Annotated in this window: 14 protein-coding genes and 1 tRNA gene; 7 read left to right on the forward strand and 8 right to left on the reverse strand. The window is 62.5% G+C overall.

The genetic code is table 11. The annotated features are described in order from the left end of the window. Positions 1-5 precede the first annotated feature (5 nt). Both WA904_RS09045 and WA904_RS09050 read left to right on the forward strand, forming a co-directional pair. Positions 6-1,049, forward strand: a complete 1,044-nt coding sequence (locus WA904_RS09045; RefSeq protein WP_077592542.1) for a type IV pilus twitching motility protein PilT — start codon at positions 6-8, stop codon at positions 1,047-1,049. Between the two features lie 68 nt (positions 1,050-1,117). Beyond that, the gene (locus tag WA904_RS09050; protein WP_425196794.1) at positions 1,118-2,254 is read left to right on the forward strand and encodes a PilT/PilU family type 4a pilus ATPase; all 1,137 of its coding nucleotides are present in this window, start codon (positions 1,118-1,120) and stop codon (positions 2,252-2,254) included. Here WA904_RS09050 and WA904_RS09055 read toward each other — a convergent pair. Further along, positions 2,251-3,195: a LysR substrate-binding domain-containing protein gene (locus WA904_RS09055; protein WP_425196795.1), complete on the reverse strand. Its 945-nt coding sequence runs from the start codon at positions 3,193-3,195 to the stop codon at positions 2,251-2,253. The two genes, WA904_RS09050 and WA904_RS09055, sit on opposite strands and share 4 nt — an antisense overlap. A gap of 122 nt (positions 3,196-3,317) precedes the next feature. Here WA904_RS09055 and WA904_RS09060 point away from each other — a divergent pair, with 122 nt between their 5' ends. Further along, positions 3,318-3,701 carry a tautomerase family protein gene (locus tag WA904_RS09060; protein WP_425196796.1) on the forward strand — a complete coding sequence of 128 codons (384 nt, stop codon included), beginning with the start codon at positions 3,318-3,320 and terminating at the stop codon, positions 3,699-3,701. Positions 3,702-3,779: 78 nt separating this feature from the next. Continuing rightward, positions 3,780-4,694, forward strand: a complete 915-nt coding sequence (locus WA904_RS09065) for an NAD(P)-dependent oxidoreductase (protein WP_425196797.1) — start codon at positions 3,780-3,782, stop codon at positions 4,692-4,694. A gap of 188 nt (positions 4,695-4,882) precedes the next feature. Here the strand turns inward: WA904_RS09065 and WA904_RS09070 are convergent, their stop codons facing one another. The 3 genes from WA904_RS09070 to WA904_RS09080 all read right to left on the reverse strand — a co-directional run bounded on the left by WA904_RS09070 (position 4,883) and on the right by WA904_RS09080 (position 6,719). Further along, positions 4,883-5,563: a BON domain-containing protein gene (locus WA904_RS09070; protein WP_425196798.1), complete on the reverse strand. Its 681-nt coding sequence runs from the start codon at positions 5,561-5,563 to the stop codon at positions 4,883-4,885. After that, on the reverse strand, positions 5,564-6,160 hold the full coding sequence (locus tag WA904_RS09075) for a phosphoheptose isomerase (protein ID WP_425196799.1): 597 nt from the start codon (positions 6,158-6,160) through the stop codon (positions 5,564-5,566). Positions 6,161-6,269: 109 nt separating this feature from the next. Then, complete coding sequence (locus tag WA904_RS09080) at positions 6,270-6,719, reverse strand: YraN family protein (RefSeq protein ID WP_425196800.1); 450 nt, start codon at positions 6,717-6,719, stop codon at positions 6,270-6,272. Between the two features lie 50 nt (positions 6,720-6,769). On the opposite strand from WA904_RS09080, the gene rsmI reads away from it, so the two are divergent. Further along, positions 6,770-7,609, forward strand: coding sequence for a 16S rRNA (cytidine(1402)-2'-O)-methyltransferase (gene rsmI, locus WA904_RS09085; RefSeq protein ID WP_425196806.1), 840 nt, complete (start codon positions 6,770-6,772; stop codon positions 7,607-7,609). Positions 7,610-7,620: 11 nt separating this feature from the next. Here rsmI and WA904_RS09090 read toward each other — a convergent pair whose 3' ends face one another. Further along, positions 7,621-8,112: a hypothetical protein gene (locus WA904_RS09090; RefSeq protein WP_425196801.1), complete on the reverse strand. Its 492-nt coding sequence runs from the start codon at positions 8,110-8,112 to the stop codon at positions 7,621-7,623. A gap of 123 nt (positions 8,113-8,235) precedes the next feature. Here WA904_RS09090 and WA904_RS09095 point away from each other — a divergent pair, with 123 nt between their 5' ends. After that, positions 8,236-8,841 (forward strand): DUF938 domain-containing protein, encoded by a 606-nt coding sequence (locus WA904_RS09095; protein WP_425196802.1) that lies wholly within the window; start codon positions 8,236-8,238, stop codon positions 8,839-8,841. A gap of 4 nt (positions 8,842-8,845) precedes the next feature. Here WA904_RS09095 and WA904_RS09100 read toward each other — a convergent pair whose 3' ends face one another. Both WA904_RS09100 and WA904_RS09105 read right to left on the reverse strand, forming a co-directional pair. Continuing rightward, complete coding sequence (locus tag WA904_RS09100) at positions 8,846-9,892, reverse strand: 3'-5' exonuclease (RefSeq protein WP_425196803.1); 1,047 nt, start codon at positions 9,890-9,892, stop codon at positions 8,846-8,848. A gap of 71 nt (positions 9,893-9,963) precedes the next feature. Further along, positions 9,964-10,039, reverse strand: a tRNA-Arg gene (locus tag WA904_RS09105). Between the two features lie 202 nt (positions 10,040-10,241). Between WA904_RS09105 and WA904_RS09110 the strand changes: the two genes are divergently transcribed. Further along, on the forward strand, positions 10,242-11,108 hold the full coding sequence (locus WA904_RS09110) for a c-type cytochrome (protein ID WP_425196804.1): 867 nt from the start codon (positions 10,242-10,244) through the stop codon (positions 11,106-11,108). 110 nt (positions 11,109-11,218) lie between these two features. Here the strand turns inward: WA904_RS09110 and WA904_RS09115 are convergent, their stop codons facing one another. After that, a complete protein-coding gene (locus WA904_RS09115; RefSeq protein ID WP_425196805.1) occupies positions 11,219-11,770 on the reverse strand; it encodes a DUF2946 family protein in 552 nt (183 codons plus the stop codon). Between the last annotated feature and the right edge of the window lie 71 nt (positions 11,771-11,841).

The raw sequence follows: 11,841 nt of genomic DNA on the forward strand, positions 1-11,841 counted from the left end.
CCGGGATGGACATTACCCAACTGCTGGCTTTTAGCGTCAAGAACAAGGCGTCCGATCTGCACCTGTCTGCGGGCCTGCCGCCCATGATCCGGGTGCACGGGGATGTCAGGCGCATCAATGTCGATCCGCTGGACCACAAACAGGTTCACGCCATGGTGTACGACATCATGAACGACACCCAGCGCAAGAACTACGAAGAGTTCCTCGAGATCGACTTTTCCTTCGAAATCGACGGCCTGGCGCGCTTCCGGGTCAATGCCTTCAACCAGAACCGTGGTGCCGGCGCCGTGTTCCGGACCATTCCCTCGAAAATCCTGACGCTGGAGCAGCTCAATGCGCCGAAGATTTTCGGCGACCTGGCGATGAAGCCGCGCGGCATGGTGCTGGTCACCGGTCCCACGGGTTCGGGCAAGTCCACCACGCTGGCCGCCATGGTCAACTACCTGAACGAAACCGAGTACGGCCACATCCTCACGGTGGAAGACCCGATCGAGTTTGTGCACGAATCGAAAAAATGCCTGATCAACCAGCGCGAAGTCGGCCCGCACACGCTGAGTTTCAGCGCCGCGCTGAAGTCCGCGTTGCGGGAGGATCCCGACGCCATCCTGGTTGGCGAGATGCGCGACCTGGAAACCATACGCCTGGCCATGACGGCTGCAGAAACCGGCCACCTGGTGTTCGGCACGCTGCACACCTCGAGCGCTGCCAAAACGATTGACCGGATCATCGACGTGTTTCCCGCCGAGGAAAAGGACATGATCCGCGCGATGTTGTCCGAGTCGCTGCAGGCGGTGATTTCGCAGACCCTGTGCAAGACCAAGGACGGCCAGGGCCGCGTGGCCGCGCACGAGATCATGCTGGGCACCAGCGCCATCCGCAACCTGATCCGCGAAGCCAAGGTCGCACAGATGTACTCCTCGATCCAGACCGGCAACAGCGTGGGCATGCAGACGCTGGACCAGAACCTGACCGATCTCGTCAAACGAAATGTGATTTCGGCAGCCGAGGCCAGAGGCAAGGCAAAAATCCCGGAAAACTTCCCGGGCTAGTGGAAAAACTGAAGATCGGCGAAATGCTGTGCAGGTGCACGCCTGCAAAGTAGTCAATTGGAGAAAACATGGAACGCGACCAGGCCAGTAAATTCATCAATGACCTTCTCAAGCTGATGGTGGGCCGCAATGGCAGCGACCTGTTCATCACCGGCGATTTCCCGCCCGCGATGAAAGTGGACGGCAAGGTGACCAAGGTGTCACCGCAGCCGCTGAACGCCGGCCACACGCTGGCCCTGGCGCGCGCCATCATGAACGACAAGCAGGCCGCCGAATTCGAACGCACCAAGGAGTGCAACTTCGCCATTTCGCCGCCCGGCATCGGTCGCTTCCGCGTCAATGCCTTCATCCAGCAGGGCAAGGTCGGCATGGTGATGCGGGTGATCCCGGCCGTGCTGCCGACCATCGACGGCCTGGGCGTGCCGCAGGTGCTCAAGGAGGTCGTGATGTCCAAGCGCGGCCTGTGCATCCTGGTGGGCGCCACCGGTTCGGGCAAGTCCACCACGCTGGCGGCCATGGTGGACTGGCGCAACGAAAACTCCTTCGGCCACATCATCACAATTGAAGACCCGGTGGAGTTTGTGCACCCGCACAAGAACTGCGTGATCACCCAGCGCGAAGTTGGCCTGGACACCGACAGCTGGGAAGCGGCGCTGAAAAATACCCTGCGCCAAGCACCCGACGTCATCTTGATGGGCGAGGTGCGCGACCGCGAAACCATGGAACACGCCGTGGCTTTTGCCGAGACCGGCCACCTGTGCCTGTGTACCCTGCACGCCAACAGCGCCAACCAGGCGCTGGACCGCATCATCAACTTCTTCCCTGAAGACCGCCGCGCCCAGCTGCTGATGGACCTGTCGCTCAACATGAAAGCCATGATCTCCCAGCGCCTGGTGCCCAAACAGGACAGCAAGGGCCGCGTCGCCGCGGTGGAGGTGATGCTCAACACGCCGCTGATTTCCGATCTGATCTTCAAAGGTGAGGTTTCCGAAATCAAGGAAATCATGAAGAAGAGCCGCAACCTGGGCATGCAGACTTTCGACCAGGCGCTGTTCGATGCGTTCGAAAGCAACATGATCACCTACGAAGATGCGCTGCGCAATGCCGACTCGGTCAACGACCTGCGGCTGCAGATCAAGCTCAACTCCCAGCGTGCCAAAACGCAGGACCTGGCGGCCGGCACGGAACACATGGCCATTGTCTAGGCCGAGACCCCGCCTTTCTTCGGTACGCCGGCAGGCGCTGTCTGGATAAAAGCGGCAAAGCAGGTTTGAAGGTAGTCCATGGTGGCGCGAATCTTCGGGGCCCGGTGCCGTCCGGCCAGGATAGCGGCATAGATCGCGTACTCTCCCGGCACCCCGTAACGTGCGAGCACGGGTTTTAACCGGCCCTCCCGGACCAGCTCCCGCCCCACCACGTCATTGATACGCGCGATTCCGGCGCCGGCCAGAGCAAGGGAGACAACTGCCGCGCTGCTGTTCACGCATATCTGTCCGCGTACATCCACCGCAGTGCGCACACCATCGACCAGAAAATCCCAGCGGTTATGGGCTGGAACGGCTGTGTTGCCGATCAGGCTGTGCGATGCCAGATCAGCAGGCGTGCGAGGCGTGCCATGCTTTCTCAGGTAGTTGGGCGCGGCATACAAGGCGCGTCCGTGCCGTCCCAGTGAACGGGCGATCAAGGTGTCTGCAGGAGGAATGCCGGCACGCACGGCAATGTCGATGCCTTCATGCGCCATGCTGACCAGGCGGTCGTCAATATGAAGATTGACGTGCAGATCCGGATGCAGGGTTCGAAGCGCTGCAAAACGGCTCGTCAGCACGTATTGCGCAAGCAACTGGCTCACACTGATGTGAACAGTCCCGCTCACCGCCTTGCTCCGGCTTCCGAGGCTGGCCTGCAGTTGGCGATGCTCCTCCACCATGCGCTGGGCATATTCAAGGAAGACCTCGCCCTCGTCCGTCAGGGAAAGGTTGTGCGTGGTACGGTGCGCCAGGCGCAGATCGCACGCCTCTTCGATCCGGGCCAGCGCCCTGGACACATGGCTGGCCGCCACATTTCTCTCACGCGCCGCGGCAGAGAGTGATTGCAAAGCGGCAACCTGGACAAACAGGGCAAAGTCATCAAGGCTGAGGTTTTTCATGCTTGTGCATTTTGAGCACAAGCATCGTGCAGGGCAAGGGGTGTCCGAAACAAGGCATTTGCAGCACATTGGCAAGGCGCGCATCCCGCCGCTTGACCTTCCATCCCGCCAAGGAGTTTCATATGCCACTCGTACGCATCAGCCTGCCCCAAACCACCCCTTCCGCTGAAGTGGCTGCAGTGTCTGACACCATCCATCGCGCCATGGTCGAAACCTTCAATGTGCCGGAGCTTGACCGGTTTCAGGTCGTTCATCGCCACAGCCCGGAAGAGCTGGTGTGTACGCCCGAATACCTGGGCGTCAGCCATGGCGGACAAGTCGTTTTCGTACAGATCACCTGCGCGCCGGGCCGCAGCTTGGAGATGAAAAAAGCGCTGTACGCCAAAATAGCTTCGGACATCTCCCAAACCAGCGCTTTCCCTGCCGCGGACGTGATAATCAACCTGGTGGAAACCAACCGGGAGAACTGGTCTTTCGGTTTGGGAATCGCCCAATACAGCCAATGAACACTGTCGGCGTGCGGGCATGCCCTGAGTCCAGCCGCCCTGGCCCGCCTCTGACTTGTTTGTTTTAAAGTACCACCCATGTCCTCCACCAACCTCAAAACCTACGAACCCGCCCCATCCCGCAAAGTCGCCTTTCTGGGCCTGGGCGTCATGGGTTACCCGATGGCCGGGCACCTCGCGCTGGCCGGCCACCAGGTCACCGTCTACAACCGCACCGCTCCCAAATCCATAGCATGGTGCGCAGAATACACGGGGACCAGTGCCCCAAAACATGCCTCAACACCGCGTGAGGCCGTGCATGGTGCCGACATCGTTTTTTGCTGCGTCGGTAACGACGACGACCTGCGCAGCGTGGTGCTGGGCAAGGACGGCGCCTTCGCCGGCATGCTGCCGGGAGCCATCTTCGTCGACCACACCACCGCCTCCGCCGACGTGGCCCGGGAACTGTATGCCGCCGCCAAGGCGCTGAAGCTGCAGTTTGTCGATGCGCCCGTTTCCGGCGGGCAGGCCGGCGCGCAGAACGGCGCGCTCACGGTCATGTGCGGCGGCGATGCGGCAGCGTTCGAGGCCGCCAAGCCGGTGGGCATGGCCTTTTCCAAAGCCTTCACGCTGATGGGTGCCAGCGGTGCGGGGCAACTGACCAAGATGGTCAACCAGATCTGCATCGCCGGGCTGGTGCAGGGCCTGAGCGAAGCCATCGCCTTCGGCCAGAAGGCCGGGCTGGACATGAACCAGGTGCTGGACGTGATCGGCAAGGGCGCCGCACAAAGCTGGCAACTCGACAACCGTGGCAAGACCATGGTGGCCGACAAGTTCGACTTCGGTTTTGCGGTGGACTGGATGCGCAAGGACCTGGGCCTGGTGCTGGATGAAGCCAAGACCAACGGCGCGCGGCTCCCGGTGGCGGCGCTGGTAGACCAGTTTTACGGCGACGTCCAGGCCATGGGCGGCCAGCGCTGGGACACATCCAGCCTGATCAAACGGCTGAAGTAGAGCCCCCACGGTTGCTCACTGCGTGTAGCTCTCGTGGCCCTGCAGGCCGCGGCTCGCAAGATGCTTCGCTCTGTCGCCTGTCCAAAGCTGCGCAGGCTGCTTTGGAGCTGCAGGCTCCAGCCCCTCGGAGGCGCATTTTTCCTTGGGCAGCCCTGCGGAAAAACAGGGCCCCGCATGTTGGCAGCGAACTATTTGACCGCTGCGGGCGCGCTAGCGGGCTGCTGGGACTGCTGCGGCTTCAGGCTCTGCAGTTCGTCTTCGCTGATGATCTCAAGAATGCGCACCACTTTCTGCACACCACGCGCACCACGAACGATGTCCGTCGCACGATCGGCTTCCCGCTGCGTCACGCGTCCCATCAGGTAAACGGTACCGCGCTCGGTGACCACCTTGAAGGCGTTGACATACAGGTCTTTGGCATCAATGAGCAAAGCCTTGACCTGGCCGGTGATCAACACGTCGGAGGACCGCTGAACCAGCGTCGGGCTGTTGATGATGGCCAGCTCGTTGACCACGGAGGACACGTTTTCCACCCGGGAAACAACCTGTTCGACCAGTTTTTTGTCCTGCTCGTTCAGCACCTCGCCGGTCAGCAGCACCTGGCGGTTGTAGCTGGTCACGCTGACCCGGGCCCGGCTGCCGATCTGGTCGCGCAGCCGGCTCATGGAACGCAGCTCGATGCCTTCGTCTTCAAGTTGCGCGCCCGAGGTACGGCGGTCGGTGGCGACCAGCGCGCCTCCGGCCAGCGCGCCCCCGGCCACCAGCGGGAAACAGGCGGTGAGGCTGCTGCCCAGGGTCGCTGCGGCGCAGGCGGCCAGCAGCACTCGCCTGAAAATGGCCGACGGATTGCGCGTTGCTTTGACTGTCATTTAAGTGTTCTCCTGGTCACCAAGTAACTGGGCATCCACGCCATCACAAATACAGTGAAGGGCCAGCAGATGAACTTCCTGAATGCGTGCCGTGCGCTCGTGCGGCACACAGATGTGCACGTCGGTCTCGCGGAGCGCGGCGGCCATTTTCCCGCCGCTCCTGCCGGTCAGCGCCACGACGGTCATCTCGCGCTCGTGCGCCGCCTCGATGGCCGCCAGCACGTTGGCCGAGTTGCCGCTGGTGCTCAGCGCCAGCAGCACGTCGCCGGCGCCGCCCAATGCCCGCACCTGCTTGGAAAAAATCACGCTGAAATCGTAGTCGTTGGCAATTGCCGTGAGGATGGAGCTGTCGGTGGTCAGCGCAATCGCGCCGAGTTCGGGCCGCTCGCGCTCAAAACGCCCGACAAATTCGGCCGCAAAGTGCTGGGCATCCGCCGCCGAGCCGCCATTGCCACAGGCCAGCACCTTGCCGCCGCTGGTCACACTGGCCAGGATGGCCTGCACGGCCGCGGCAATCGGTTTGGAAAGGATTTGCGCGGCCTGGTACTTCAGGTCGGCGCTGTCGATAAAGTGCTGTTCAATGCGTTGTTCGAGCATGGGTCAATGATACCGGGTCAAATTTTCGTTCCGTGCCTGGCAGCCCTTCAGGCCCGCCAGGCGCAATGCATGGTTACAAATGGGGATGAAACAGCCATCCACAAGCGCCTCAGTCCGCGTCAAAAGCACCGCGCAGCCACTCGATCACTGCAGTTTCCGGCGCATCCATCCGGCCCTGCACCGTGACCACATCAAATCGGCAGGGCGGCATGCTGGCGAAGCGCATCAGGTAATGGCGCGCCGCAAAGATGATCCGCCGCTGCTTGACAAGGCCGACGCTGGCAGCCGCGCCGCCGTGCCCATCGCCCTTGCGCTGGCGCACCTCGACAAACACCAGCGTGCCGTCCGGCGCCCGCATGATCAGGTCCACCTCGCCGCCGCCGCGGCCCGGGGTTCGATAATTGGTATCAACCAGCTTCATCCCCGCGCGCACCAGATGCGCCAGCGCCAGCGATTCGGCGGCGTCGCCCAGGCGCTTGGTGGTAATCTGGCCGGGCACCACCGCGGCGGCGCCGGCAGCGGCGGGCTCCTTTGCAACCTGTTTTCTGGAAAACCACATTGAACGCTTCCTTTGACCTGGCACTCCCCGCGGCGCGCGCTGCGGCAGGCATGCAGCATTATCCCGAAGCGGCGCTGTATGTGGTGGCCACACCCATCGGCAACCTGTCGGACATCACCCTGCGGGCGCTGCATGTGTTGCAGCTGGTGCATGCCATCGCCTGCGAAGATACCCGCCATACCCAGACCATGCTGCGCCAGTACGGCATCGACAAGCCCCTGCTCGCGGTACACGAACACAACGAGGAAGAGGCGGCGCAGCTCGTGATTGAGCGGCTGCGGCGCGGCGAGCGCGTCGCCTATGTCAGCGACGCCGGTACGCCCGCGGTCAGCGACCCCGGTGCTCGGCTGGTGGCAGCCGTGCGCGCCGCCGGGCTGGGCATCCTCCCCCTGCCCGGCGCCAGCAGCGTGACCACTGCCCTGAGCGTGGCGGGCATCAACGGCGGATCGGGTTTTGTGTTTACCGGTTTCCTGCCTTCGAAGGCGCTGGAGCGGGACCAGGCCGTGCTGGCGCTGCAGGCAGACCCGCGTGCTGTGGTCATCCTCGAAGCACCACACCGCATTGAAGCCCTCGCCCGCGCCCTGGCCCCGCTTGGCAGCCGGCGCGTCACCGTCGGCCGCGAGCTGACCAAGCAGTTTGAAGAAATCACCACCGTGGCCGCGCAAGACCTGGGCGCCTGGCTGGCCGCGGGCAGCCAGCGCACGCGTGGTGAATTTGTGCTGGTGCTGCATCCGGGCGAAGAGGCCAAGGCCAAGGACGACGGCCACCGCGTGCTGCAATTGCTGCTGGCCGAGCTGCCGCTCAAAACTGCGGTCAAACTCGCGGCCGACATCACCGGAGCATCACGCAATGAGTTGTACGACGCCGCCCTGCAGCTGAAAAACACCTGAAGCCCCGGCACTCAATCCCGGTCGTTCGGATCATTGCGGAATTCCATGCCCGGGTGGGCTCTTTGCACCACCTGGTTGCCGTCCAGATAGACCCAGTAGAAAAGGTCCTGCAGGTCATACCAGCGGTAAGTCAGGACGTCGCCCGGCCACGAGGCCACCCGATCAACCAGCGCAGGCCGCCCGAATTCGCGCAACACATCATCACGCGTCCATTTGCCCGGCTCTATGCGCGCGAAGTCCCTGGCGGTGAGAACCTGCCGCGCACTGAACACGCGACCACCGGCATCAAGGTCCACCATGAAAGCAAACTGCCCGGTGGGCTGGCCGGAATACTGCAGGCGTGTGCCCTGAGGGATGGCCACGACGGCGCCGGGCTGGCCTACGCGCGCGATCACCTCTTCGCGGGTCATGCCAGGGCTGACGGCGCTGAAAGGATGGAGCGCGCAGGCACCGAGCAATAACAGGCTGATGGCCAGCAAGGGAAAAATTCTGGCTATTCGCATGGCAGTTCCTTTGTTGTCTCCGAGCCGCTGGTCGCAGCAGGTTGCATGGTGCGCCATACCCGGTCCTGTGTATTCGACAGCCTCCGCACGTGACAGTTCCCGGGCGGCGACAATCGGGTTGTCATGGACAAACCCCACGCCCCCGCCACCGAACGGAACCGCGAACCCATTCTGGCCATTCTGCGCGATCGTTTTGCCGACCGGCATTCGGTGCTCGAAATCGGCAGCGGCACCGGCCAGCACGCGGTATATTTCGCCCGCGCGCTGCCCTGGCTGCGCTGGCAAACCTCGGACATCGCAGACAGACTGCCGGGAATTCAGCTCTGGCTCGACGAGGCCGGGCTGCCGAACACCCCCGCCCCCTTGCCGCTCGACCTACGCCAAGACTGGCCGACTGTGACATTCGATGCAGTCTTCAGTGCCAACACCCTGCACATCATGGGCTGGCCCCAAGTGCAGCGCCTGTTCATGGAACTGGGCCGGCACATGCCGCCTGGCGGCCTGCTGACGGTGTATGGACCTTTCAACTACGGCGGCCGTTTCACCAGCGAGAGCAATGCCGGTTTCGACGCCATGCTGCGCGCCGGCAACCCCGAAAGCGGTTTGCGTGATTTTGAGGCAGTCCTTGACCTGGCCACCCAGGCCGGCTTGCAGCTGCTGGAAGACTGCGCCATGCCGGCCAACAACCGCTGCATCACCTGGCAGCGTGACCAGAACACAGCCGGATAGCCGGTTATAGCGCCCGTGATTCGACCCGGCCCGGACGCAGCGAATACCGGTTGCCCGCATCGAAACATTCCACCTGGATGCTTGCAGGACGGTGGGCATAAACCGTCACCTTGAGCCATTCGCATTCGGCCTGAAGCTGGGCCTCGTCGCCGAGGCGGGTATGCCACACCTTGTGGGCACCATCCCAGCGGTAGCCCCGCGCTTTGAGCAAGTCCTTGGCATCAAATGGTGCGGCGGTTGCCTGCAGCCGATAGCTGGGGCGGGCTGCGACAGAAAGCAGTTGTCCGAGACCCGTCTGCCCGGACAGCGGAAGCGCGCTGGCCAGAACCGCCAGCAACGCGTGGCAGTCCATCTCGGCACGGTGCGCGTCGTAAAACCAGCCCAGCTCCAGCGCCAGAAGGGTGAGCTTGGCCGAACCGCGGCCTTCCTTCTTCCAGTCCAGATCGGCAAAGGAGCAAGCCCAAGAAAATTGCGCAAACTGCGCCAGACGGGCTTCCACAAAGGGGCGGTCAAAGTCGGCATTGTGGGCGATCACCAGGTCTGACTCGGCGAGCATGGTCAGCACGCGCGGCTCGTCGAGCTTGTGGCCGCGCACCATCGCGTCGCTGATGCCGGTGAGGTCCTGCACTTCCCGGGGAATCGGCATGCCGGGGTCTTCCAGCCCGTCATACACCTCGACCTTGCCGACAGGCAGTCCCGTGGCATTGTCCACATCAACCCGCAGCAAGGCGAGTTCCATGATGCGGTCACGCGAAGGATCCAGGCCAGTGGTCTCAGTGTCCAGGATCAGCACACGCGTCACAGGCCCCGCGGGCTGGTGCGCAAACTGCGTCACCACCGGCAAGCGCCGCAGGACGCGGTAATCGGCATGCCGCTCCAGCACCAGCGCCATGGCTTCCGGTGTGAGCGGCTCCGATGCGGGAGCAGGAGGAACGATTCGGCCTTTGCGGGTTCGGACCGGAACGGGCGCGGGCGCGATGGGCGCAGCGTCGTCGAAACCGAAGCCCAGCTGGCCTGCAAAAAGTGCGTGACCGTCTGACTCGGCGTTCATGTTTCACTCCAGCTCATGGGACACGGATTCATGCGTGGCCGGGGACAGACATGACCGACTGAAAACAGATGTGGTGCGGCTGGCGGGGATCGAACCCACGACCCTTGGCTTCGGAGGCCAATACTCTATCCACTGAGCTACAGCCGCAACGCTGAAACAAGGGATCTGCGCGCTTTGCAGCATGCAGAAACCCCCAAGGAGCAGTCGCCGTGAGCGCCGCCCCTGTGGAAGTCTTCGATTCTATCAGCCGGATGGGCCGTGTCCGGGGTTTACAGGGGCCGCGGCTATAATCAAAGGTTGTCGAATATGAGTTGCTTTAGTTACCGATTTTCAGTTTTTTGAGGAAGCCATGAGCGCAAACGATCACACGACGGCCCACGAAGAAGACCACTCAGGCCCCATCAAAACACCCAAGCAGCTCCTGCTTGCCGTTTTCTTTTCTTTTGTCGTCCCTATTTTTGCCATCATTGCGTTGGTTTATTTCGTCACCTCTGACAACAAACCCGCTGCCGGCACGGGCGATCTTGAAAAGGCCGTTGCACAGCGCATCCAGAAAGTGGGCATGGTTGAAATCCGCGATGCCAACCGCCCACTGAAAGCCGGCAGCGAAGTATATACAGCGCAATGCGCCGCTTGCCACGCTACCGGGGCAGCCGGAGCGCCCAAGTTTGGCGACGCAACCGCCTGGGCGCCACGCATCAAAACCGGTTTCGAAGCGCTGTGGAACTCCGCCCTCAAGGGCAAAAACGCCATGAGCCCGCAAGGTGGTGGCGATTTTGACGATGTCGAAATCGGCAGGGCCGTGGTCCACATGGCCAATGCCGCAGGTGCGAAATTCGCCGAACCGCAAAAAGCAGCCGTGCAGGCCAGCGCTGCAGAGCCCGCTGCGCAAGCCGCACCTGCAGCCGCAGTGGCAGCTCAAACCACAGCGCCTGTTGCGGTGGCCGCAACCCCAGCCCCGTCCGCCGCGCCCAAAGCCGGTGCCGGCGAAGCCCTGTACAAACAAACCTGCGTCGCCTGCCATGCTGCAAGCGTCGCAGGGGCGCCCAAGTTTGGCGACAAGACTGCCTGGGCACCACGCATCAAAACCGGCATGGACGCACTGACTGCCAGTGTGATCAAGGGCAAAAATGCCATGCCACCCAAAGGAGGCTCTTCCGCCACTGACGCGGATATCCGCGCGGCGGTCGAATTCATGGTCAGTGCTGCCAAGTAAACTGGCCTCTGCACACCCTCAAAAAAGCCGGTCAGTGACCGGCTTTTTTTATACGAAATCACGCTCCATCCCTTAAGGGATGGACGCAAGAAACTCCTAAATCGATAGCATCACGCCGATGTTTCCCGTTCCGCTGACGGACTGCGCACATAGGCAAAATGACGCGGCAAGTCGCTCGTCGCCATCTCCATGGGCACCCACAGGCCCTGCTCGATCGCGTCAGATGCCTGCACCATGTCCTGGGTGTGCACCAACCCGAAACCCAGATCGGTTTCCAGATAGGCACGGCCATGTTCATCGAGAATGCAGCGCTGCACGCGGGCGGGCCGGCCGGTATGCGCCGTTACCGAAAAATCAGGTGCATCGCCGATGCGCCAGACCCATGGGGTCGCTTCGAGCTCAACGTATACGCGTTGCGGGCCGTTCTGGAAAAACCACTGGCCGGCCGGGTCGCTTTCGTAGTTGCGGGCAATGAAGTCGATCAGTTTGTCGTGTTTGAGGAGTGATCCCTTGCCGGCTGCCGGGCCGCCGGCAAAGGAGCCTGCGGCCTGGGCCTTGTCATCGCGCATGTACCAGTTGCCGCGCGCGTCCAGGCCCAGCCAGCCGAAGCAGTGAGGCACGTTGGGCCATTTGGCAATGGCCTGTCGAACAATGTCATCCATGCAGTTGATTTTGCTCCGCATCGATCTGCGCCGAGAAAAACCCGCATACTGCCTCGGGCATGGCGCGCACA

Source organism: Polaromonas sp. (assembly GCF_049790275.1).
In the GTDB taxonomy this organism is placed as follows: domain Bacteria; phylum Pseudomonadota; class Gammaproteobacteria; order Burkholderiales; family Burkholderiaceae_C; genus Polaromonas.